General features: G+C 46.4%; 12 protein-coding genes, 11 tRNA genes and 6 rRNA genes. All 29 read left to right on the plus strand.

What is annotated here, in order from left to right; all coding sequences use genetic code 11:
* The first annotated feature begins 44 nt into the window (after positions 1 to 44).
* The 29 genes from BBI08_RS00345 (at position 45) to clpC (ending at position 23325) form a co-directional block, all read left to right on the plus strand.
* Positions 45 to 812: a type III pantothenate kinase gene (locus BBI08_RS00345; protein WP_008498557.1), complete on the plus strand. Its 768-nt coding sequence runs from the start codon at positions 45 to 47 to the stop codon at positions 810 to 812.
* Between the two features lie 17 nt (positions 813 to 829).
* The gene (gene hslO / locus BBI08_RS00350; RefSeq protein ID WP_008498556.1) at positions 830 to 1711 is read left to right on the plus strand and encodes an Hsp33 family molecular chaperone HslO; all 882 of its coding nucleotides are present in this window, start codon (positions 830 to 832) and stop codon (positions 1709 to 1711) included.
* On the plus strand, positions 1695 to 2636 hold the full coding sequence (locus BBI08_RS00355) for a peptidyl-prolyl cis-trans isomerase (protein ID WP_065528385.1): 942 nt from the start codon (positions 1695 to 1697) through the stop codon (positions 2634 to 2636). The genes hslO and BBI08_RS00355 overlap by 17 nt, the downstream gene beginning before the upstream one ends.
* 132 nt (positions 2637 to 2768) lie before the next feature.
* Positions 2769 to 3710, plus strand: coding sequence for a cysteine synthase A (gene cysK / locus BBI08_RS00360; protein WP_065528386.1), 942 nt, complete (start codon positions 2769 to 2771; stop codon positions 3708 to 3710).
* A 117-nt stretch (positions 3711 to 3827) separates the two neighbouring features.
* A complete protein-coding gene (gene folP / locus BBI08_RS00365) occupies positions 3828 to 4640 on the plus strand; it encodes a dihydropteroate synthase (protein ID WP_008498552.1) in 813 nt (270 codons plus the stop codon).
* Positions 4640 to 5005 (plus strand): dihydroneopterin aldolase, encoded by a 366-nt coding sequence (gene folB / locus BBI08_RS00370; protein ID WP_008498551.1) that lies wholly within the window; start codon positions 4640 to 4642, stop codon positions 5003 to 5005. Before folP ends, folB begins: the two co-directional genes overlap by 1 nt.
* Positions 5002 to 5502 (plus strand): 2-amino-4-hydroxy-6-hydroxymethyldihydropteridine diphosphokinase, encoded by a 501-nt coding sequence (gene folK / locus BBI08_RS00375; protein ID WP_008498550.1) that lies wholly within the window; start codon positions 5002 to 5004, stop codon positions 5500 to 5502. Before folB ends, folK begins: the two co-directional genes overlap by 4 nt.
* A 119-nt stretch (positions 5503 to 5621) precedes the next feature.
* Positions 5622 to 7106 (plus strand): lysine--tRNA ligase, encoded by a 1485-nt coding sequence (gene lysS / locus BBI08_RS00380; RefSeq protein ID WP_008498549.1) that lies wholly within the window; start codon positions 5622 to 5624, stop codon positions 7104 to 7106.
* Positions 7107 to 7481: 375 nt separating this feature from the next.
* A 16S ribosomal RNA gene (locus tag BBI08_RS00385) occupies positions 7482 to 9032 on the plus strand.
* A gap of 128 nt (positions 9033 to 9160) precedes the next feature.
* Positions 9161 to 9237: transfer RNA gene (locus BBI08_RS00390), tRNA-Ile, on the plus strand.
* 8 nt (positions 9238 to 9245) lie between these two features.
* Positions 9246 to 9321: transfer RNA gene (locus BBI08_RS00395), tRNA-Ala, on the plus strand.
* A gap of 123 nt (positions 9322 to 9444) precedes the next feature.
* Positions 9445 to 12378, plus strand: a 23S ribosomal RNA gene (locus BBI08_RS00400).
* Positions 12379 to 12515: 137 nt separating this feature from the next.
* Positions 12516 to 12631, plus strand: a 5S ribosomal RNA gene (gene rrf / locus BBI08_RS00405).
* A gap of 10 nt (positions 12632 to 12641) precedes the next feature.
* Positions 12642 to 12717 (plus strand) — tRNA-Val (locus BBI08_RS00410).
* Between the two features lie 11 nt (positions 12718 to 12728).
* Positions 12729 to 12804 (plus strand) — tRNA-Thr (locus tag BBI08_RS00415).
* Positions 12805 to 12815: 11 nt separating this feature from the next.
* Positions 12816 to 12891: transfer RNA gene (locus tag BBI08_RS00420), tRNA-Lys, on the plus strand.
* 21 nt (positions 12892 to 12912) lie between these two features.
* Positions 12913 to 12997 (plus strand) — tRNA-Leu (locus tag BBI08_RS00425).
* A gap of 4 nt (positions 12998 to 13001) precedes the next feature.
* Positions 13002 to 13076, plus strand: a tRNA-Gly gene (locus tag BBI08_RS00430).
* A gap of 26 nt (positions 13077 to 13102) precedes the next feature.
* Positions 13103 to 13191 (plus strand) — tRNA-Leu (locus BBI08_RS00435).
* Positions 13192 to 13210: 19 nt separating this feature from the next.
* Positions 13211 to 13287 (plus strand) — tRNA-Arg (locus BBI08_RS00440).
* 28 nt (positions 13288 to 13315) lie between these two features.
* Positions 13316 to 13392, plus strand: a tRNA-Pro gene (locus tag BBI08_RS00445).
* A 6-nt stretch (positions 13393 to 13398) separates the two neighbouring features.
* Positions 13399 to 13474 (plus strand) — tRNA-Ala (locus BBI08_RS00450).
* A gap of 170 nt (positions 13475 to 13644) precedes the next feature.
* Positions 13645 to 15195 (plus strand): 16S ribosomal RNA (locus BBI08_RS00455).
* A 207-nt stretch (positions 15196 to 15402) separates the two neighbouring features.
* Positions 15403 to 18336: ribosomal RNA gene (locus BBI08_RS00460) — 23S ribosomal RNA — on the plus strand.
* A gap of 76 nt (positions 18337 to 18412) precedes the next feature.
* A 5S ribosomal RNA gene (gene rrf, locus BBI08_RS00465) occupies positions 18413 to 18528 on the plus strand.
* The 16S, 23S and 5S rRNA genes sit together here with 11 tRNA genes alongside, the layout of an rRNA operon.
* A gap of 240 nt (positions 18529 to 18768) precedes the next feature.
* The gene (locus BBI08_RS00470) at positions 18769 to 19239 is read left to right on the plus strand and encodes a CtsR family transcriptional regulator (RefSeq protein WP_008497400.1); all 471 of its coding nucleotides are present in this window, start codon (positions 18769 to 18771) and stop codon (positions 19237 to 19239) included.
* Between the two features lie 12 nt (positions 19240 to 19251).
* Positions 19252 to 19785, plus strand: coding sequence for a UvrB/UvrC motif-containing protein (locus BBI08_RS00475; protein WP_008497401.1), 534 nt, complete (start codon positions 19252 to 19254; stop codon positions 19783 to 19785).
* Positions 19775 to 20866: a protein-arginine kinase McsB gene (locus BBI08_RS00480; RefSeq protein WP_008497402.1), complete on the plus strand. Its 1092-nt coding sequence runs from the start codon at positions 19775 to 19777 to the stop codon at positions 20864 to 20866. Before BBI08_RS00475 ends, BBI08_RS00480 begins: the two co-directional genes overlap by 11 nt.
* Positions 20863 to 23325, plus strand: coding sequence for an ATP-dependent protease ATP-binding subunit ClpC (gene clpC, locus BBI08_RS00485; protein ID WP_065528387.1), 2463 nt, complete (start codon positions 20863 to 20865; stop codon positions 23323 to 23325). The genes BBI08_RS00480 and clpC overlap by 4 nt, the downstream gene beginning before the upstream one ends.
* Positions 23326 to 23379: the final 54 nt, after the last annotated feature.

Raw genomic sequence — 23379 nt, forward strand, 5'->3', positions numbered from 1 at the left:
GTGGTATGATGTGTTGGAAATTCGTCGATAAGTGAGGTTAAAACATGATTTTGGTAATGGATGCTGGAAATACAAGTATTGTTCTAGGGGTATACGATCAAGATCAATTAATGCACCATTGGCGTATGGAAACCCTCCGCCATAAAACAGAAGATGAATACGGTATGCAAATTAAATCATTTCTACGAGACGTTGATTTAAGTTTTTCGTCGGTAACAGGTATTATTATGTCGTCTGTCGTCCCGCCAATTGTCTCTACTTTAGAGCGGATGTGCCAAAAATATTTTCAAGTAAAACCGTTGATAGTTGGACCTGGTGTTAAAACAGGATTGAACATTAAGTATGATAATCCTCGTGAAGTAGGCACTGACCGAATCGTAAATGCAGTCGCGGCAATCCATGAATATGGGAGTCCGTTGATTATTGTTGATTTTGGCACTGCCAATACTTTCTGTTATATTAATGAAAAGCAACAATACATGGGAGGCGCCATTGCTCCCGGTATTAATATTTCAACAGAAGCGCTCTATGCTCGTGCTGCTAAACTTCCGCGGATTGAAATCGCTACACCGGAGCATGTAGTGGGTAAAAATACGATTTCTGCCATGCAAGCTGGTATTGTGTATGGTTATGTTGGCCAAGTAGAAGGAATTGTCGCGCGCATGAAGAAAGACAGCAAAGAAAAGCCGATAGTTATTGCAACTGGTGGGATGGCTTTTTTAATTGCTGGCGAAACAACCATTATTGATTATGTAGATCCTTTTTTAACGTTAAAAGGGCTATATTTAATTTACAAACGCAATCAAGCGTAAAGAAAGGAACGATAGATGTGTCAGATTATTTAGTTCGCGGCCTCGGGTTTAATGGGAGTGTCCGTGCATTTGCAGTAGACAGCACGAAAACAGTCGGAGAAGCACAACGTCGCCATATGATGTGGCCAACCGCGTCGGCAGCTTTAGGACGAGCGATGACAGGTGGCGTGATGCTCGGCGCTATGCTAAAAGGCGATGATAAAGTAACGATTAAGTTTGAAGGTGGCGGACCTATCGGCGCATTACTAGTAGATAGCAATGCTAAAGGTGGCGTTCGTGGATATGTTTCTAACCCGCAAACTCATTTTGATTTAAACGAGCAAGGTAAATTAGATGTTAGTCGTGCGGTTGGAACAAACGGCATGATGTCAGTTGTTAAAGATTTAGGTATGCGCGATAATTTTACGGGTCAAACACCGATTGTTTCAGGTGAAATCGCTGAAGACTTTACCTATTATTTTGCTACTTCAGAACAAGTGCCTTCATCAGTAGGGCTAGGCGTTTTAGTAGGTACAGACAACTCGATTTTGGCAGCGGGTGGATTTATCATTCAATTGATGCCAAATACGGATGATGAAACCATCACGAAAATCGAAGAACGTCTTTCTGGTATTGAACCAGTCTCTCATATGATTCAGCGCGGATTGTCGCCAGAAGAAATTCTTGATGCAGTACTTGGAGAAGGAAATGTCCGAATTCTTGATAAAATGCCGGTGAATTTCGATTGCAATTGTTCTAAAGACCGTTTTGCGACTGCTATTCTTGGACTTGGAAAAAAAGAAATTCAAGACATGATCGACGAAGATGGAATGGCGGAAGCACAATGTCATTTCTGCTTGGAAACGTATCATTATTCTAAAGAGGAACTCGAGACGTTTATCAATGAGCTCCAACTATAATAACCGGCGACCTGTGCCGCCGGCAGGTACAGACAAGCCTAAACGACATTTAAAAACCAAACCGGTGCTAACAATCATCGGGGTATTATTGCTATTTAATATTTTATGGTTGATTGCTTGGTTAATTCCGAACGATACGGGCAAAGCGGAAAAAGTCGCTTCTGTCAGCGGGGAAGCAATCACGCGAGAAGAGTGGTTAGCTTCTATGGAAGAGCAACATGGCCGCGAAGCCTTACTTGAGTTAGTCAATGAAAAAGTAATGGCAACTGCGGCTCAAGATTATGGCATTGAAGTTAGTGATAAAGAAATTGATTTGGAGTTAGCACTAGTGCGTTCTTCGCGAGATGGTACGGAAGCCTCGCTATATGCAGTGGACGATACACGTCAACGCGAAAAAATAAAAGCCCAATTAATTTTAGAAAAAGTTCTAACGAAAGACGTTGTCATTGAAAAAGAAGAGATTAAAGCGTTTTATGACGATAACGAGTCGCTTTATGATGTGAAAGATTCGTATCGTACGCACATCATCGTTTTAAATTCTTCAGCAGAAGCAGAAGAGACGATTAAAGAACTTGAAAAAGGCTCTTCATTCGAAGCGACTGCTCGTGAGCGGTCAATTGACAGTGCGACAGGTAACCTTGGCGGAGATATTGGGTATATTTCCAATGGCGAACCAAGTGTGGATGCCAATATTGCTAAAGCGGTTTCAAAAGTAGAAGTCGGCAGATGGTCTTCACCACTGCCGCTGGAAAACGGCAAAACGGCCATTATTTCCGTGACAGAAAAAGTGGATGGCCAAACATTTTCTTATGAAGATGTAGCAGGGCATATCAACCGTGAGCTAGCACTAGAACAATTGCCACAAGCGGTAACCCCTGAAGCATTTTGGCAAGAATTTGACGCTGAATGGTTTTATGGAGAATAACTGTTCTTAGACGTTTCGTAACGAAACGTCTATTTTTTATGAATTCATGCAATTTGACAAAAGACCTGCCATATTGATAACATTAGCTTCATTAAAGTCGACAAAATCACTAGGGATTAGGAGTGTTGAAAAATGGCGCGTGTAGGAAATTCAATTACTGATTTGATTGGACAAACACCTATTGTAAAGTTAAATCGGTTAACAGGTCCTGAAGATGCAGACGTTTATTTGAAATTAGAATACTTCAACCCAGGCAGCAGCGTAAAAGATAGAATTGCACTTGCAATGATTGAAGCGGCTGAAAAGTCCGGAGATTTAAAAGAAGGCGACACAATTATCGAACCAACAAGTGGTAACACTGGAATTGGTTTAGCGATGATTGCAGCTGCAAAAGGCTATAAATCTGTTTTGGTTATGCCAGAGACGATGAGCATGGAGCGTCGCAACTTGTTGCGTGCTTATGGCGCTGAATTGATTTTAACGCCAGGTTCAGACGGTATGAATGGTCCGAATGGTGCGATTAAAACTGCTGAGAAAAATGCAGCTGAACATGGTTGGTTTATGCCGCAACAATTTAATAACGAAGCAAACCCTGAAGTTCACCGGTTAACGACAGGTCCAGAAATCGTTGAAACAATGGGCGATCAACTAGATGCATTTATTTCAGGAATTGGTACCGGTGGAACGATCACAGGTGCTGGTCAAGTATTAAAAGAAAAGTATCCAGAAATTCGCATCGTTGCAGTAGAGCCTGCTGATTCAGCTGTTTTATCAGGTTGCAAGCCAGGACCTCATAAAATCCAGGGAATTGGGGCTGGGTTTATCCCTGCTGTACTCGATACCAAAATATACGATGAGATTATTCAAGTAACGAACGATCAATCGTATGATACAGCGCGTCAAGCGGCTCGTGAAGAGGGGGTTCTTGGGGGCGTATCTTCAGGAGCAGCCATTTACGCCGCGCTTCAAGTTGCGAAACGGTTAGGTAAAGGAAAAAAAGTATTAGCGATCATTCCGTCTAACGGAGAACGCTACTTAAGCACACCTCTTTACCAATTTGATGAATCTAACTAAACGGTTAAAAAGAGCGGGCATAGCGTCCGCTCTTTTTCTATGGAAACAAACAGTTCAAATAAGGTAAGATGAAGGCGCGCTTAATGATACATATTCGAATGTTGGACGGTGAATTCTGTGGAAATCAATGTTAAAGATAAAACGCTCGTTATGGGCATATTAAACGTTACGCCTGATTCTTTTTCTGACGGCGGAAAGTATAGTGGAGTGGAACAAGCTTTGACGCATGCTGAGCAAATGATTGCGGACGGGGTGGACATTATCGACGTAGGTGGTGAATCAACTCGACCAGGTCATGTGCAAATTTCAGACGAAGAAGAGATTGGGCGCATCATTCCTGTAATTAAGGAGTTGCGTCAAAAATTCAACATATTAATTTCGGTAGATACCTATAAATCACGTGTCGCGGAAGCAGCAATTGCGGCAGGTGCCCATATTATTAATGATATTTGGGGAGCTAAATACGATTCGGAGATTGTAAAAGTCGCGGCAAAATGGAACGTGCCAATCATCTTGATGCATAATAGTAACGATACAGCTTATTCAAATTTCCAAGAAAATCTAGTGGAAGGTCTTACTGAAAGTATAGGGATCGCTCTTTCTGGTGGAGTTCCAAAAGAAAAAATCTGGCTCGACCCAGGTGTGGGATTTGTTAAATCGGTAGAGCAAAACCTTCAAGCAATTCAGTCGATTGGACGAATAGCGGAATTGGGTTATCCGGTGCTTCTTGGTACCTCTAGAAAGTCATTCATTGGCAAAATTTTAGATACTACTGTAGAAGAACGGCTTGAAGGTTCGCTCGCAACGGTTTGCTATGGCATCACACAAGGATGTAACATCGTCCGAGTTCACGACGTGAAAGAAACGGTGCGTGCGGTGCGGATGATGGATGCACTAACAGGCAAACGCCCATATGAGGAGGAGAAATAATGGATTTTATTCATGTAAATGATATGGAGTTTTATGGTTATCACGGAGTGTTCCCTGAGGAAACGAAATTGGGTCAACGATTTCGCTTAACGGTATCGTTAGCTGTGGATTTGCAGCAAGCTGGAGAAACTGATGCGCTAGAGCATACGGTACATTACGGAGAAGTCTATGAAGCGTGTCGTTCAATTGTCGAGGGGGAGCCGAAGAAATTAGTGGAAGCTGTAGCAGAAAGTGTAGCTAGCCGAATTCTAGTCGAATTTCCTTTAGTGCAAGGCATACGCGTTCAGTTGATCAAACCAGATCCTCCGATTCCTGGTCACTATAAATCTGTAGCGATTGAATTGACGCGAGGAAAGTTCGCATGAGCCAAAGTTATTTGTCGTTAGGCTCTAATATGGGGAACCGCTTCGAGATGTTGAGGCAAGCTGTATCGCAACTTTCAAAATCTCCATCCATAACAGTTACGCGCATCTCTTCTCTGTACGAAACAGATCCCGTCGGATTTGCAGAGCAGGAACCTTTTCTAAATATGGTCGTTCAGCTCGAAACGGAATTAGATGCATTCGCTTTGTTGGATGTGTGCCAGGAGATTGAAAAAAATTTAAATCGTAAGCGCATCGTTAGGTGGGGACCGAGGACGATAGACCTTGATATTTTATTATATAACCGAGATAACATCCAAAGTGAAAGGCTTATTGTTCCGCATCCAAGAATGGATGAAAGAGCATTCGTTGTGGTCCCGTTGCTTGAAATAAATCCGGAATTTAAAGTAGTGGATAACTTTGAAGCAGACGGTGTTCGTCTGTGGAAATCGTATAACAACGTTGAAACGTTTTTACGAGACATACAAATGGAGTCGTAACGGAAATTCTATCCTTATTAATTAGTGGCAGCTTTTTTATGTAGTATGGTAAGAAATTGTGTACAATAGAGAAATACATGAATGAGATTTAGTGTTAAACAGATAAAGGAGTGTAGGGCATGTCAGAAGAATTAAACGATCAATTAGTAGTTAGACGACAAAAAATGCAAAATTTCCGAGATAACGGAATGGATCCGTTCGGTGGTCGTTTTGAACGAACTCATCTATCTCAAGAAATCATTGAGAAATACGGAGAGCTTTCTAAAGAAGAGCTTGAAGAAGCATCGCATGAAGTAGTTATTGCTGGACGAGTAATGACAAAGCGTGGAAAAGGGAAAGCTGGATTTGCGCATATTCAAGATTTAAAAGGTCAAATTCAAATTTATGTTCGTAAAGACGTTATTGGTGATGAAGCTTACGAATTTTATAACACAGTTGACCTAGGAGATATCTTAGGGATTAAAGGGATTGTATTTAAAACGAACGTAGGGGAACTATCCATTAAAGCAAAAGAAGTGGAATTCCTTACAAAAGCATTACGCCCGTTACCGGAAAAATTCCATGGCTTAAAAGATGTGGAACAACGTTACCGTCAACGTTATTTAGACTTGCTGACAAGTGAAGAAAGCAAAGAGACGTTTATTTTACGTAGCCGCATTATCCAATCTATGCGCCGTTACTTAGATAATGCAGGGTTCTTGGAAGTTGAAACGCCAATGCTTCACTCAATCGCTGGGGGAGCAACTGCGAAACCGTTTATTACACACCACAATGCATTAGATATGGAGTTGTATATCCGTATTGCGATTGAGCTTCACTTAAAACGATTAATTGTGGGGGGCTTAGAGAAAGTTTATGAAATTGGTCGTGTCTTCCGCAACGAAGGAATCTCGACTCGTCACAACCCTGAATTCACGATGTTAGAATTATATGAAGCTTACGCAGATTATAACGACATCATGGCACTTACAGAAAATTTAGTAGCTCATATTGCACAAGAAGTTCTAGGAACTACTACAGTGCAGTATGGAGAAGATCAAATTGACTTGGCTATAGGTTGGAAGCGACTGCATATGGCTGATGCTGTTAAAGAATACACAGGAGTAGACTTCTGGGAGCACATGGCTAAAGAAGAAGCTCAAGCTTTAGCGAAAGAACACGGTATTGATATTAAGCCTACAATGGAAGTCGGGCATATCTTAAATGAGTTCTTTGAGCAAAAAGTGGAAGAGCAGTTAGTTCAACCGACCTTTATATATGGACATCCAGTTGAAATTTCACCTTTAGCTAAGAAAAATCCAGAAGATGAACGTTTTACAGACCGTTTTGAATTGTTTATAGTACGCCGTGAACATGCTAATGCATTTACAGAGTTAAACGATCCAATTGACCAACGTCAGCGCTTTGAAGCCCAGTTGGTGGAAAAAGCTGAAGGTAACGACGAAGCTCATGAAATGGATGAAGATTTTATTGAAGCTTTAGAATATGGGTTACCACCAACAGGGGGATTAGGAATCGGTATCGACCGATTAATTATGTTGTTAACTAATTCTTCATCTATTAGAGATGTTTTATTGTTTCCGCAAATGCGTCCGAAAGAATAGAAAAGTAAAGAAGGATACCGATTTAAAGGTCTTAGATTTTTAAATCGGTCTTTTTTTCAAAAAAACACTTGTACCAAATTTTGAATGGTGCTATACTATTTCTTGTCGCGTTTTTCATAATAAAAGATGCGGAGAAATAAAAAAGAAGAAAGTTGTTGACTTCTTAAAAAGAAGTTGGTAATATTGAAAAGTCGCCGTGACATTAAGCGGTAAACTACTTGAACCTTGAAAACTGAACAGCAAAACGTCAACAAAACGCAACGGTCGCGCAAAACGGCCCGCGCAAAACTTACTGATCAACGCAAGTAGATCAAAGCGAATCGTGCGTCTTCGGACGGCGATACGCCAGCAGTATTGAGCAATCAACACTACTCTATAATGGAGAGTTTGATCCTGGCTCAGGACGAACGCTGGCGGCGTGCCTAATACATGCAAGTCGAGCGGAACCAGAGGAGCTTGCTCCTTCTGGTTTAGCGGCGGACGGGTGAGTAACACGTGGGCAACCTGCCCTGCAGATCGGGATAACTCCGGGAAACCGGTGCTAATACCGAATAGTTTGCGGCCTCTCCTGAGGCTGCACGGAAAGACGGTTTCGGCTGTCACTGCAGGATGGGCCCGCGGCGCATTAGCTAGTTGGTGGGGTAATGGCCTACCAAGGCGACGATGCGTAGCCGACCTGAGAGGGTGATCGGCCACACTGGGACTGAGACACGGCCCAGACTCCTACGGGAGGCAGCAGTAGGGAATCTTCCGCAATGGACGAAAGTCTGACGGAGCAACGCCGCGTGAGTGACGAAGGTTTTCGGATCGTAAAACTCTGTTGTGAGGGAAGAACAAGTACCAACTAACTACTGGTACCTTGACGGTACCTCACCAGAAAGCCACGGCTAACTACGTGCCAGCAGCCGCGGTAATACGTAGGTGGCAAGCGTTGTCCGGAATTATTGGGCGTAAAGCGCGCGCAGGCGGTTCTTTAAGTCTGATGTGAAAGCCCACGGCTCAACCGTGGAGGGTCATTGGAAACTGGAGAACTTGAGTGCAGAAGAGGAAAGTGGAATTCCATGTGTAGCGGTGAAATGCGTAGAGATGTGGAGGAACACCAGTGGCGAAGGCGACTTTCTGGTCTGTAACTGACGCTGAGGCGCGAAAGCGTGGGGAGCAAACAGGATTAGATACCCTGGTAGTCCACGCCGTAAACGATGAGTGCTAAGTGTTAGGGGGTTTCCGCCCCTTAGTGCTGCAGCTAACGCATTAAGCACTCCGCCTGGGGAGTACGGCCGCAAGGCTGAAACTCAAAGGAATTGACGGGGGCCCGCACAAGCGGTGGAGCATGTGGTTTAATTCGAAGCAACGCGAAGAACCTTACCAGGTCTTGACATCCCACTGACCGGTGTAGAGATACACTTTTCCCTTCGGGGACAGTGGTGACAGGTGGTGCATGGTTGTCGTCAGCTCGTGTCGTGAGATGTTGGGTTAAGTCCCGCAACGAGCGCAACCCTTGATCTTAGTTGCCAGCATTCAGTTGGGCACTCTAAGGTGACTGCCGGTGACAAACCGGAGGAAGGTGGGGATGACGTCAAATCATCATGCCCCTTATGACCTGGGCTACACACGTGCTACAATGGACGGTACAAAGGGTTGCCAACCCGCGAGGGGGAGCCAATCCCATAAAACCGTTCTCAGTTCGGATTGTAGGCTGCAACTCGCCTGCATGAAGCCGGAATCGCTAGTAATCGTGGATCAGCATGCCACGGTGAATACGTTCCCGGGCCTTGTACACACCGCCCGTCACACCACGAGAGTTTGTAACACCCGAAGTCGGTGAGGTAACCCTTGTGGAGCCAGCCGCCGAAGGTGGGACGGATGATTGGGGTGAAGTCGTAACAAGGTAGCCGTATCGGAAGGTGCGGCTGGATCACCTCCTTTCTAAGGATAAATTCGGAACCGGGCGCCCTAGGCGCTCCGGGGTTGACGTTTTGCGTTCAGTTTTGAAGGTTCACCTTCAATGGAAACATTGAATTGATCTTCTATCAGTAAGACAATTATACTCAAGAGGGCCTATAGCTCAGCTGGTTAGAGCGCACGCCTGATAAGCGTGAGGTCGATGGTTCGAGTCCATTTAGGCCCACCATTCTTCTTGGGGCCTTAGCTCAGCTGGGAGAGCGCCTGCCTTGCACGCAGGAGGTCAGCGGTTCGATCCCGCTAGGCTCCACCAATCATTTTGTACGTTGAAATGATGAACTTGTTCTTTGAAAACTGGATAAAACGACATTGAAACAATATGCAAGAAATTCAAGTACGCGTGACAATTTTTGTCACAACTTTTTAATTAACCATTGGTTAAGTTAGAAAGGGCGCACGGTGGATGCCTTGGCACTAGGAGCCGAAGAAGGACGGCACTAACACCGATATGCTTCGGGGAGCTGTAAGTGAGCTATGATCCGGAGATTTCCGAATGGGGGAACCCACTACTTTTAATCGAGTAGTATCCATGTGTGAATCTATAGCACATGAGAAGGCAGACCCAGGGAACTGAAACATCTAAGTACCTGGAGGAAGAGAAAGCAAATGCGATTCCCTGAGTAGCGGCGAGCGAAACGGGATCAGCCCAAACCAAGAGGCTTGCCTCTTGGGGTTGTAGGACACTCTATACGGAGTTACAAAAGGTAGGATTAGGCGAAGCGACCTGGAACGGTCCGCCGCAGCGGGTAACAGCCCCGTAGCCGAAAACCTTACCCCTCCAGAGTGGATCCTGAGTACGGCGGAACACGTGAAATTCCGTCGGAATCTGGGAGGACCATCTCCCAAGGCTAAATACTTCCTAGTGACCGATAGTGAACCAGTACCGTGAGGGAAAGGTGAAAAGCACCCCGGAAGGGGAGTGAAATAGATCCTGAAACCGTGTGCCTACAAGTAGTCAAAGCCCGTTAATGGGTGATGGCGTGCCTTTTGTAGAATGAACCGGCGAGTTACGATTACATGCAAGGTTAAGCTGAGAAGGCGGAGCCGCAGCGAAAGCGAGTCTGAATAGGGCGCCAGAGTATGTAGTTGTAGACCCGAAACCAGGTGATCTACCCATGTCCAGGGTGAAGGTAAGGTAACACTTACTGGAGGCCCGAACCCACGCACGTTGAAAAGTGCGGGGATGAGGTGTGGGTAGCGGAGAAATTCCAATCGAACCTGGAGATAGCTGGTTCTCTCCGAAATAGCTTTAGGGCTAGCCTCAAGATAGAGAATCCTGGAGGTAGAGCACTGTTTGGACTAGGGGCCCATCCCGGGTTACCGAATTCAGACAAACTCCGAATGCCAGTGATTTATGCTTGGGAGTCAGACTGCGAGTGATAAGATCCGTAGTCAAGAGGGAAACAGCCCAGACCACCAGCTAAGGTCCCCAAATATCCGTTAAGTGGAAAAGGATGTGGCGTTGCTTAGACAACCAGGATGTTGGCTTAGAAGCAGCCATCATTTAAAGAGTGCGTAATAGCTCACTGGTCGAGTGACACTGCGCCGAAAATGTACCGGGGCTAAACGGATTACCGAAGCTGTGGATGGATCTCGTAAGAGATCCGTGGTAGGAGAGCGTTCTAAGGGCGTTGAAGTCAGACCGGAAGGACTGGTGGAGCGCTTAGAAGTGAGAATGCCGGTATGAGTAACGAAAGACGGGTGAGAATCCCGTCCACCGAATGCCTAAGGTTTCCTGAGGAAGGCTCGTCCGCTCAGGGTTAGTCGGGACCTAAGTCGAGGCCGATAGGCGTAGACGATGGACAACAGGTTGATATTCCTGTACCACCTCCCCGCCGTTTGAGCAATGGGGGGACGCAGAAGGATAAGGAGAGCGTGCCGTTGGTTGTGCACGTCCAAGCAGTGAGGCGTGGAATGAGGCAAATCCCATTCCTGATACGTTGAGCTGTGATGGCAAGAGGGTTTACCCTTAGAGTCCCTGATTTCACACTGCCAAGAAAAGCCTCTAGCGAGGCGGGAGGTGCCCGTACCGCAAACCGACACAGGTAGGCGAGAAGAGAATTCTAAGGTGAGCGAGTGAACTCTCGTTAAGGAACTCGGCAAAATGACCCCGTAACTTCGGGAGAAGGGGTGCTCTGGTAGGGTGTATAGCCCGAGAGAGCCGCAGTGAATAGGCCCAGGCGACTGTTTAGCAAAAACACAGGTCTCTGCAAAACCGTAAGGTGACGTATAGGGGCTGACGCCTGCCCGGTGCTGGAAGGTTAAGAGGAGTGCTTAGCGCAAGCGAAGGTGCGAATTGAAGCCCCAGTAAACGGCGGCCGTAACTATAACGGTCCTAAGGTAGCGAAATTCCTTGTCGGGTAAGTTCCGACCCGCACGAAAGGCGTAACGATCTGGGCACTGTCTCAACGAGAGACTCGGTGAAATTATAGTACCTGTGAAGATGCAGGTTACCCGCGACAGGACGGAAAGACCCCGTGGAGCTTTACTGTAGCCTGATATTGAATTTTGGTGCAACTTGTACAGGATAGGTAGGAGCCTTAGATTCCGGAGCGCCAGCTTCGGAGGAGGCGTCAGTGGGATACTACCCTGGTTGTATTGAAATTCTAACCCACAAGCCTGATCGGCTTGGGAGACAGTGTCAGGCGGGCAGTTTGACTGGGGCGGTCGCCTCCTAAAGAGTAACGGAGGCGCCCAAAGGTTCCCTCAGAATGGTTGGAAATCATTCGAAGAGTGTAAAGGCAGAAGGGAGCTTGACTGCGAGACGTACATGTCGAGCAGGGTCGAAAGACGGGCTTAGTGATCCGGTGGTTCCGCATGGAAGGGCCATCGCTCAACGGATAAAAGCTACCCCGGGGATAACAGGCTTATCTCCCCCAAGAGTCCACATCGACGGGGAGGTTTGGCACCTCGATGTCGGCTCATCGCATCCTGGGGCTGTAGTCGGTCCCAAGGGTTGGGCTGTTCGCCCATTAAAGCGGTACGCGAGCTGGGTTCAGAACGTCGTGAGACAGTTCGGTCCCTATCCGTCGCGGGCGCAGGAAATTTGAGAGGAGCTGTCCTTAGTACGAGAGGACCGGGATGGACACACCGCTGGTGTACCAGTTGTTCTGCCAAGGGCATCGCTGGGTAGCTATGTGTGGCCGGGATAAGTGCTGAAAGCATCTAAGCACGAAGCCCCCCTCAAGATGAGATTTCCCATTGCGCAAGCAAGTAAGATCCCTCAAAGACGATGAGGTAGATAGGTTCGAGGTGGAAGCGTGGCGACATGTGCAGCTGACGAATACTAATCGATCGAGGACTTAACCAAAACAAAGTACGCGAAGACTTGCACGTTCCAATGTCGTTTATCCAGTTTTGAAAGAATAAGAAAAAGTTTTTGAAAAAAAGCTTGAAAAAACCAGTGATATACTGGTATAATAAATCTTGTCTTTCAAAACCAAATAGTCCAGTGATGATGGCAAAGAGGCCACACCCGTTCCCATCCCGAACACGGCAGTTAAGCTCTTTTGCGCCGATGGTAGTTGGGGGTTTCCCCCTGTGAGAGTAGGACGTCGCTGGGCAATACATATCGGAGGATTAGCTCAGCTGGGAGAGCATCTGCCTTACAAGCAGAGGGTCGGCGGTTCGATCCCGTCATCCTCCACCATTTTTCTTTTCGCCGGAGTAGCTCAGTTGGTAGAGCAACTGACTTGTAATCAGTAGGTCGAGGGTTCGACTCCTTTCTCCGGCACCACTCATGTAAATGAGCCATTAGCTCAGCTGGTAGAGCATCTGACTTTTAATCAGAGGGTCGAAGGTTCGAATCCTTCATGGCTCACCATTTTAATTTTAATATTGCCACGCGGGTGTGGCGGAACTGGCAGACGCACTAGACTTAGGATCTAGCGCCTTCGGGCGTGGGGGTTCGACTCCCTTCACCCGCACCATTTTGCGGAAGTAGTTCAGTGGTAGAACGCCACCTTGCCAAGGTGGAGGTCGCGAGTTCGAACCTCGTCTTCCGCTCCATATGATTTTCAGAGTACCGACCCTTAGCCGGGGTGGCGGAACTGGCAGACGCACAGGACTTAAAATCCTGCGGTAGGTGACTACCGTACCGGTTCGATTCCGGTCCTCGGCACCATTTACATCAATAGCATAAAGCGCCCGTAGCTCAATTGGATAGAGTACTTGACTACGAATCAAGCGGTTAGAGGTTCGAGTCCTCTCGGGCGCACCATATTTTTTAAAAACTCAGTACCTAAGTTCGGGAAGTAGCTCAGCTTGGTAGAGCACTTGGTTTGGGACCAAGGGGTCGCAGGTTCGAATCCTGTCTTCCCGACCAAACAATGGGGCCTTAGCTCAGCTGGGAGAGCGCCTGCCTTGCACGCAGGAGGTCAGCGGTTCGATCCCGCTAGGCTCCACCATATCTTTTGAATATTGAACCTTGAAAACTGAACAGCAAAACGTCAACAAAACGCAACGGTCGCGCAAAACGGCCCGCGCAAAACTTACTGATCAACGCAAGTAGATCAAAGCGAATCGTGCGTCTTCGGACGGCGATACGCCAGCAGTATTGAGCAATCAACACTACTCTATAATGGAGAGTTTGATCCTGGCTCAGGACGAACGCTGGCGGCGTGCCTAATACATGCAAGTCGAGCGGAACCAGAGGAGCTTGCTCCTTCTGGTTTAGCGGCGGACGGGTGAGTAACACGTGGGCAACCTGCCCTGCAGATCGGGATAACTCCGGGAAACCGGTGCTAATACCGAATAGTTTGCGGCCTCTCCTGAGGCTGCACGGAAAGACGGTTTCGGCTGTCACTGCAGGATGGGCCCGCGGCGCATTAGCTAGTTGGTGGGGTAATGGCCTACCAAGGCGACGATGCGTAGCCGACCTGAGAGGGTGATCGGCCACACTGGGACTGAGACACGGCCCAGACTCCTACGGGAGGCAGCAGTAGGGAATCTTCCGCAATGGACGAAAGTCTGACGGAGCAACGCCGCGTGAGTGACGAAGGTTTTCGGATCGTAAAACTCTGTTGTGAGGGAAGAACAAGTACCAACTAACTACTGGTACCTTGACGGTACCTCACCAGAAAGCCACGGCTAACTACGTGCCAGCAGCCGCGGTAATACGTAGGTGGCAAGCGTTGTCCGGAATTATTGGGCGTAAAGCGCGCGCAGGCGGTTCTTTAAGTCTGATGTGAAAGCCCACGGCTCAACCGTGGAGGGTCATTGGAAACTGGAGAACTTGAGTGCAGAAGAGGAAAGTGGAATTCCATGTGTAGCGGTGAAATGCGTAGAGATGTGGAGGAACACCAGTGGCGAAGGCGACTTTCTGGTCTGTAACTGACGCTGAGGCGCGAAAGCGTGGGGAGCAAACAGGATTAGATACCCTGGTAGTCCACGCCGTAAACGATGAGTGCTAAGTGTTAGGGGGTTTCCGCCCCTTAGTGCTGCAGCTAACGCATTAAGCACTCCGCCTGGGGAGTACGGCCGCAAGGCTGAAACTCAAAGGAATTGACGGGGGCCCGCACAAGCGGTGGAGCATGTGGTTTAATTCGAAGCAACGCGAAGAACCTTACCAGGTCTTGACATCCCACTGACCGGTGTAGAGATACACTTTTCCCTTCGGGGACAGTGGTGACAGGTGGTGCATGGTTGTCGTCAGCTCGTGTCGTGAGATGTTGGGTTAAGTCCCGCAACGAGCGCAACCCTTGATCTTAGTTGCCAGCATTCAGTTGGGCACTCTAAGGTGACTGCCGGTGACAAACCGGAGGAAGGTGGGGATGACGTCAAATCATCATGCCCCTTATGACCTGGGCTACACACGTGCTACAATGGACGGTACAAAGGGTTGCCAACCCGCGAGGGGGAGCCAATCCCATAAAACCGTTCTCAGTTCGGATTGTAGGCTGCAACTCGCCTGCATGAAGCCGGAATCGCTAGTAATCGTGGATCAGCATGCCACGGTGAATACGTTCCCGGGCCTTGTACACACCGCCCGTCACACCACGAGAGTTTGTAACACCCGAAGTCGGTGAGGTAACCCTTGTGGAGCCAGCCGCCGAAGGTGGGACGGATGATTGGGGTGAAGTCGTAACAAGGTAGCCGTATCGGAAGGTGCGGCTGGATCACCTCCTTTCTAAGGATAAATTCGGAACCGGGCGCCCTAGGCGCTCCGGGGTTGACGTTTTGCGTTCAGTTTTGAAGGTTCACCTTCAGGCGGCAACGCCTTTTTTTGTGACTTTCAAACTTGTTCTTTGAAAACTGGATAAAACGACATTGAAACAATATGCAAGAAATTCAAGTACGCGTGACAATTTTTGTCACAACTTTTTAATTAACCATTGGTTAAGTTAGAAAGGGCGCACGGTGGATGCCTTGGCACTAGGAGCCGAAGAAGGACGGCACTAACACCGATATGCTTCGGGGAGCTGTAAGTGAGCTGTGATCCGGAGATTTCCGAATGGGGGAACCCACTACTTTTAATCGAGTAGTATCCATGTGTGAATCTATAGCACATGAGAAGGCAGACCCAGGGAACTGAAACATCTAAGTACCTGGAGGAAGAGAAAGCAAATGCGATTCCCTGAGTAGCGGCGAGCGAAACGGGATCAGCCCAAACCAAGAGGCTTGCCTCTTGGGGTTGTAGGACACTCTATACGGAGTTACAAAAGGTAGGATTAGGCGAAGCGACCTGGAACGGTCCGCCGCAGCGGGTAACAGCCCCGTAGCCGAAAACCTTACCCCTCCAGAGTGGATCCTGAGTACGGCGGAACACGTGAAATTCCGTCGGAATCTGGGAGGACCATCTCCCAAGGCTAAATACTTCCTAGTGACCGATAGTGAACCAGTACCGTGAGGGAAAGGTGAAAAGCACCCCGGAAGGGGAGTGAAATAGATCCTGAAACCGTGTGCCTACAAGTAGTCAAAGCCCGTTAATGGGTGATGGCGTGCCTTTTGTAGAATGAACCGGCGAGTTACGATTACATGCAAGGTTAAGCTGAGAAGGCGGAGCCGCAGCGAAAGCGAGTCTGAATAGGGCGCCAGAGTATGTAGTTGTAGACCCGAAACCAGGTGATCTACCCATGTCCAGGGTGAAGGTAAGGTAACACTTACTGGAGGCCCGAACCCACGCACGTTGAAAAGTGCGGGGATGAGGTGTGGGTAGCGGAGAAATTCCAATCGAACCTGGAGATAGCTGGTTCTCTCCGAAATAGCTTTAGGGCTAGCCTCAAGATAGAGAATCCTGGAGGTAGAGCACTGTTTGGACTAGGGGCCCATCCCGGGTTACCGAATTCAGACAAACTCCGAATGCCAGTGATTTATGCTTGGGAGTCAGACTGCGAGTGATAAGATCCGTAGTCAAGAGGGAAACAGCCCAGACCACCAGCTAAGGTCCCCAAATATCCGTTAAGTGGAAAAGGATGTGGCGTTGCTTAGACAACCAGGATGTTGGCTTAGAAGCAGCCATCATTTAAAGAGTGCGTAATAGCTCACTGGTCGAGTGACACTGCGCCGAAAATGTACCGGGGCTAAACGGATTACCGAAGCTGTGGATGGATCTCGTAAGAGATCCGTGGTAGGAGAGCGTTCTAAGGGCGTTGAAGTCAGACCGGAAGGACTGGTGGAGCGCTTAGAAGTGAGAATGCCGGTATGAGTAACGAAAGACGGGTGAGAATCCCGTCCACCGAATGCCTAAGGTTTCCTGAGGAAGGCTCGTCCGCTCAGGGTTAGTCGGGACCTAAGTCGAGGCCGATAGGCGTAGACGATGGACAACAGGTTGATATTCCTGTACCACCTCCCCGCCGTTTGAGCAATGGGGGGACGCAGAAGGATAAGGAGAGCGTGCCGTTGGTTGTGCACGTCCAAGCAGTGAGGCGTGGAATGAGGCAAATCCCATTCCTGATACGTTGAGCTGTGATGGCAAGAGGGTTTACCCTTAGAGTCCCTGATTTCACACTGCCAAGAAAAGCCTCTAGCGAGGCGGGAGGTGCCCGTACCGCAAACCGACACAGGTAGGCGAGAAGAGAATTCTAAGGTGAGCGAGTGAACTCTCGTTAAGGAACTCGGCAAAATGACCCCGTAACTTCGGGAGAAGGGGTGCTCTGGTAGGGTGTATAGCCCGAGAGAGCCGCAGTGAATAGGCCCAGGCGACTGTTTAGCAAAAACACAGGTCTCTGCAAAACCGTAAGGTGACGTATAGGGGCTGACGCCTGCCCGGTGCTGGAAGGTTAAGAGGAGTGCTTAGCGCAAGCGAAGGTGCGAATTGAAGCCCCAGTAAACGGCGGCCGTAACTATAACGGTCCTAAGGTAGCGAAATTCCTTGTCGGGTAAGTTCCGACCCGCACGAAAGGCGTAACGATCTGGGCACTGTCTCAACGAGAGACTCGGTGAAATTATAGTACCTGTGAAGATGCAGGTTACCCGCGACAGGACGGAAAGACCCCGTGGAGCTTTACTGTAGCCTGATATTGAATTTTGGTGCAACTTGTACAGGATAGGTAGGAGCCTTAGATTCCGGAGCGCCAGCTTCGGAGGAGGCGTCAGTGGGATACTACCCTGGTTGTATTGAAATTCTAACCCACAAGCCTGATCGGCTTGGGAGACAGTGTCAGGCGGGCAGTTTGACTGGGGCGGTCGCCTCCTAAAGAGTAACGGAGGCGCCCAAAGGTTCCCTCAGAATGGTTGGAAATCATTCGAAGAGTGTAAAGGCAGAAGGGAGCTTGACTGCGAGACGTACATGTCGAGCAGGGTCGAAAGACGGGCTTAGTGATCCGGTGGTTCCGCATGGAAGGGCCATCGCTCAACGGATAAAAGCTACCCCGGGGATAACAGGCTTATCTCCCCCAAGAGTCCACATCGACGGGGAGGTTTGGCACCTCGATGTCGGCTCATCGCATCCTGGGGCTGTAGTCGGTCCCAAGGGTTGGGCTGTTCGCCCATTAAAGCGGTACGCGAGCTGGGTTCAGAACGTCGTGAGACAGTTCGGTCCCTATCCGTCGCGGGCGCAGGAAATTTGAGAGGAGCTGTCCTTAGTACGAGAGGACCGGGATGGACACACCGCTGGTGTACCAGTTGTTCTGCCAAGGGCATCGCTGGGTAGCTATGTGTGGCCGGGATAAGTGCTGAAAGCATCTAAGCACGAAGCCCCCCTCAAGATGAGATTTCCCATTGCGCAAGCAAGTAAGATCCCTCAAAGACGATGAGGTAGATAGGTTCGAGGTGGAAGCGTGGCGACATGTGCAGCTGACGAATACTAATCGATCGAGGACTTAACCAAAACAATGTATGCGAAGCACTTGCACGTTCCAATGTCGTTTATCCAGTTTTGAGTGAACAAGCACTCAACTAAATAGTCCAGTGATGATGGCAAAGAGGCCACACCCGTTCCCATCCCGAACACGGCAGTTAAGCTCTTTTGCGCTGATGGTAGTTGGGGGTTTCCCCCTGTGAGAGTAAGACGTCGCTGGGCACTTAAAGAAAGTCGTTACCGATTCCGGTAACGGCTTTTTTGTATTTAAAGATAAGGTGCACTATAAGTTAATCAGAGGTTGATTACACAAGTCTTTAAGTGCTTTAGTTTAAAGGCTTTTTTGTTTGATTTATAATTTCGATACTTACTATTTGATATGTGTAAAAAGCTTGTTGTATAATTAAGTCAAATATAGTCAAAGTCAACTTTTTCATATTATGTATCGAAGAGGTGAAAGCGATGCGGAACATTTCGGATGTAATTGAAGGTTATTTGAGGCAAGTTATCGAATTAAGCGAGAGAGACCATATTGAAATTAAACGCAGTGAAGTGGCTGAAAAGTTTCAATGTGTCCCATCTCAAATAAATTATGTCATAAATACTCGATTTACGGTTGATCGTGGTTACTTGGTAGAAAGTAAACGCGGTGGCGGTGGGTATATTCGCATTAAAAGAATCAGGCTCCATCAAAAGTCAGATGTTATAGCAGAAGTTATTGAACGATTGGAACATGGAGCTACGCAGATAATGGCAGAAGATACCGTTTTTAGATTACTTGATGAAGAAATCATTTCTAAACGAGAAGCTAAACTAATTCTTAGTGCAATTGATCGGGGTACCTTGCTTCTCCCTCTTCCTACACGCGATGAAGTTCGAGCACGTATTCTTATAGCAATGCTATTTACAATTAAATATCAAACGAACACATAAAGGGGTGAAAAGATGATTTGCGATCAATGCGGAGAACGTTCTGCATCAGTTATAGTTAAACAACAGCAACAAGGCCAGATAGTTGAGGTGAATTTATGCCATATCTGTGCTGCTGAAAACCATAGCATTAATATTGCTTTTGAACAGGATCCATTAGCTATTCATCAGCTATTATCAAATTGGTTCCCTAATTCGCAAGCATCCATTAACCCGGTTAGAAAGGAAGTAGCAACTTGTCCTTCTTGTGGTTTTACTTTCTCTAAATTTTTACGAATCGGGAAGTTTGGCTGCTCTTCTTGTTATGATGCCTTTTCACCACAGCTTAATGAAATCTTTAAACGATTCCATAACGGGAATACAGAACACAATGGTAAAATACCTGCTTCTTATGGCACAACCTTGAAAATAAAAAAAGAAATTGAAGAACTTCGAAAGCAAATGCAGATATCAATTCAAGGTGAAAATTTTGAAGAGGCCGCTAGATTAAGAGATGAAGTAAAAGTTTTAAGTGCGAAGCTTGAAGGGGGTATCCAGGATGGCAGTTGAACGTTTTTTTCAACCCCATGCAAGCAGCTGGATGACTAACGATGGTAAAAATGTAGATATTGCAATGAGTACGAGAATTAGATTAGCTAGAAATTTGAACAATTTCAAATTTCCATATGCTTTTACAGAAGATGAAGCGCTCAAAGTTGATAAAGAAATTTCTTCTGTATTATTAGATAAAGGAAATGAATTAGATTATACTTTTAGCCATATCAGTATTGAAGAGCTTGCTGAGTTACAAAAAGAGATATTGGTAGAAAAACATTTAATTAGTCCATATCTTATTAATAGCCATCACTCAGGTTCTGTTTTGTTGTCTGATAACGAAGAGCTGAGTATTATGGTGAATGAAGAAGATCATTTGCGAATTCAAAGTCTTCAGTCAGGATTTCAACTTCAACAAGCTTATAAAATAGCAAATGAGCTAGATTCTCTTCTAGAAAAGAATTTATCTTATGCTTTTCATGAAAAACATGGCTACTTAACTAGTTGTCCGACAAACGTAGGTACTGGAATGCGAGCATCCGTTATGCTTCATTTACCTGCTTTGACCATGTCTCATCAGATTCAACGAATCATTCCTGCAATTTCAAGACTGGGTATGGTGGTTAGAGGCATTTATGGCGAAGGTAGTGAAGCTTTAGGAAATGTTTATCAAATATCAAACCAATTGACTCTTGGGAAATCAGAATACGAGATTCTTCAGGATTTGGAAAATATGACAGAGCAAATTATCCAACAAGAACGAAGAGCGCGTGAAGCAATTGCGTTAAATTCACCAGTAGTAATAGAAGATCGGATATACCGATCGCTTGGCGTTCTTACCCATTCGAGACTGCTGACGACAGAAGAAGCTGCGACGTGTCTGTCAGATGTTCGTTTGGGTATAGATTTAAAAATGATTCAAGATGTAGATATGTCGATTTTGAATGAGTTAATGATTTTTATGCAGCCGGCATTTCTGCAGCAATATGCAGACAAGCCACTGCAACCGAAAGAACGCGATTTTGCTCGGGCCAAGTTGTTCCGAGAGAGGTTGAATAGAAACGGTATAAATAGTGAAGGAGAGGATCTTGCATGATGTTTAATCGATTTACACAACGCGCACAAAAAGTTCTTCAGTTAGCTCAAGAAGAGGCCATTCGTATGAAACATGAATCAATCGGTACAGAGCACATTCTTCTCGGTTTGATTCGTGAAGGTGGCGGGATTGCTGCTAAAGCTCTTGAGGCAATTGAAGTAAATACACAGTTGATCGAAGAAGGTGTTAAGGAATTAGTTGGTGTCGGCGAAAAAGAAGTCGGTCCAATTGTACATTACACGCCGAGAGCCAAAAAAGTTATTGAATTGTCAGTTGATGAGTCCCGTAAACTGGGTCACTCTTATATAGGTACAGAGCATTTGCTATTAGCGCTTATTCGTGAAGGAGAAGGGGTTGCAGCTCGTGTGTTAGGAAATGCCGGTGTTAGCTTGAATAAAGCTCGCCAGCAAGTGTTACAGCTTCTAGGAAGCAATGAGCAGACTTCCACAGGCACAAGCCCAAATGCTTCAGCGAATACACCAACGTTAGATGGATTGGCTCGTGATTTGACACAAGTTGCTCGCGAAGGCGGATTAGACCCTGTAATTGGCAGAAGCGATGAAATTACACGTGTGATTGAAGTGTTGAGCCGCAGAACAAAAAACAACCCAGTCTTGATTGGTGAGCCTGGTGTTGGTAAAACAGCGATTGCTGAAGGATTGGCTCAGCAAATCGTAAATAATGAAATCCCAGAAACTCTACGCGACAAACGCGTTATGGTTTTGGATATGGGAACAGTAGTTGCAGGAACAAAATACCGTGGGGAATTTGAAGATCGCTTGAAAAAAGTGATGGATGAAATTCGTCAAGCTGGTAACGTTATTCTGTTTATCGATGAGCTTCATACATTAATCGGTGCTGGCGGTGCAGAAGGTGCGATTGATGCATCTAATATTTTGAAACCGTCACTATCACGTGGAGAACTTCAGTGCATTGGTGCGACAACTTTAGATGAGTACCGCAAGTACATTGAAAAAGATGCAGCTCTTGAGCGTCGTTTCCAACCAATTCAAGTAGATGAGCCTTCAGTTGAAGAATCGATTCAAATTATCCGTGGTTTGCGCGATCGTTATGAAGCGCATCACCGTGTGAAAATTACCGATGAAGCAATTGAAGCAGCGGCTAAAATGTCAGACCGTTATATTTCAGATCGCTTCTTACCGGATAAAGCGATTGACTTGATCGATGAGGCTGGATCAAAAGTAAGACTGCGTTCTTACACGACTCCGCCAGATTTGAAAGAGTTGGAATCTCGATTAGAAGCAGCACGTTCTGAGAAAAATGAAGCAGTTCAAAGCCAAGAGTTCGAAAAAGCGGCTTCGCTTCGTGATGCTGAACAGAAACTACAAAGTCAATTAGATAAAACGAAAAAAGAATGGAAAGAAAAACAAGGTAAAGAAGAGTCTGAAGTGACAGTAGAAGATATTGCGAAAGTTGTATCTATGTGGACGGGTATTCCGGTTTCGAAACTGGCACAAACAGAATCGGATAAATTGTTGAATTTGGAGTCTATTCTTCATAACCGTGTTATTGGACAAAATGAAGCAGTAACGTCTATTTCGAAAGCTATCCGACGTGCACGTGCAGGATTGAAAGATCCGAAACGTCCAATTGGATCGTTCATTTTCCTTGGTCCAACAGGTGTAGGTAAAACGGAATTAGCACGGGCCTTAGCTGAGTCTATGTTTGGTGACGAAGAAGCGATGATTCGCATCGACATGTCTGAGTACATGGAAAGACATTCGACTTCACGTTTGGTTGGATCACCTCCAGGCTATGTAGGCTATGAAGAAGGCGGACAATTGACGGAGAAAGTACGCAGAAAACCTTATTCAGTTGTACTTCTTGATGAAATTGAAAAAGCTCACCCGGATGTCTTCAACATTCTGTTGCAAGTTCTTGAAGATGGTCGTTTAACGGATTCAAAAGGTCGCAGAGTCGATTTCCGTAATACGGTCATTATCATGACTTCAAATGTAGGGGCAGAAGAACTGAAATACAATAAATACGTAGGCTTTAATTTGGATGATGCAAAAACGGATTATAAAGATATGAAAGGGAAAATGCTTGCTGAATTGAAAAAAGCATTCCGCCCAGAGTTCTTGAACCGTGTGGATGACATGATCGTCTTCCATTCTCTTGAAAAAGAAAACTTAAGAGAAATTGTAAACTTGATGACGAAACAATTGGTTGATCGCTTGAAAGAGCAGGATATCGATTTGGAGTTAACAGATGCAGCGCTTGAAAAAGTAGCGAAAGAAGGATATGACCCAGAATATGGTGCGCGTCCATTACGTCGTTCACTTCAAAAACACGTGGAAGATCGTTTGTCAGAAGAGCTATTAAAAGGTACGGCTCTGTCAGGGCAAAAGATTATCTTTGATGTTGAAGGCGATGAATTTGTCGTTCGAACAAATAAATCAGAAAAAGCAAAAGAAATAGCGATAGAAAAACAATAAGAACATGCCGCTCTCCGGAGTTACTTTCCGGCGAGCGGTTTTTCTATTCAAGGA

This window comes from Planococcus halocryophilus (assembly GCF_001687585.2).
GTDB lineage: Bacteria > Bacillota > Bacilli > Bacillales_A > Planococcaceae > Planococcus > Planococcus halocryophilus.

What these genes read in the sequence shown, in the direction of transcription:
- BBI08_RS00480 (WP_008497402.1), top strand. Translation starts at nt 19,775, where the DNA reads ATGGCAGTTGAACGTTTTTTTCAACCCCATGCAAGCAGCTGGATGACT.
- BBI08_RS00355 (WP_065528385.1), top strand. Translation starts at nt 1,695, where the DNA reads ATGAGCTCCAACTATAATAACCGGCGACCTGTGCCGCCGGCAGGTACA.
- folB (WP_008498551.1), top strand. Translation starts at nt 4,640, where the DNA reads ATGGATTTTATTCATGTAAATGATATGGAGTTTTATGGTTATCACGGA.
- folK (WP_008498550.1), top strand. Translation starts at nt 5,002, where the DNA reads ATGAGCCAAAGTTATTTGTCGTTAGGCTCTAATATGGGGAACCGCTTC.
- clpC (WP_065528387.1), top strand. Translation starts at nt 20,863, where the DNA reads ATGATGTTTAATCGATTTACACAACGCGCACAAAAAGTTCTTCAGTTA.
- cysK (WP_065528386.1), top strand. Translation starts at nt 2,769, where the DNA reads ATGGCGCGTGTAGGAAATTCAATTACTGATTTGATTGGACAAACACCT.
- BBI08_RS00475 (WP_008497401.1), top strand. Translation starts at nt 19,252, where the DNA reads ATGATTTGCGATCAATGCGGAGAACGTTCTGCATCAGTTATAGTTAAA.
- BBI08_RS00470 (WP_008497400.1), top strand. Translation starts at nt 18,769, where the DNA reads ATGCGGAACATTTCGGATGTAATTGAAGGTTATTTGAGGCAAGTTATC.
- lysS (WP_008498549.1), top strand. Translation starts at nt 5,622, where the DNA reads ATGTCAGAAGAATTAAACGATCAATTAGTAGTTAGACGACAAAAAATG.
- BBI08_RS00345 (WP_008498557.1), top strand. Translation starts at nt 45, where the DNA reads ATGATTTTGGTAATGGATGCTGGAAATACAAGTATTGTTCTAGGGGTA.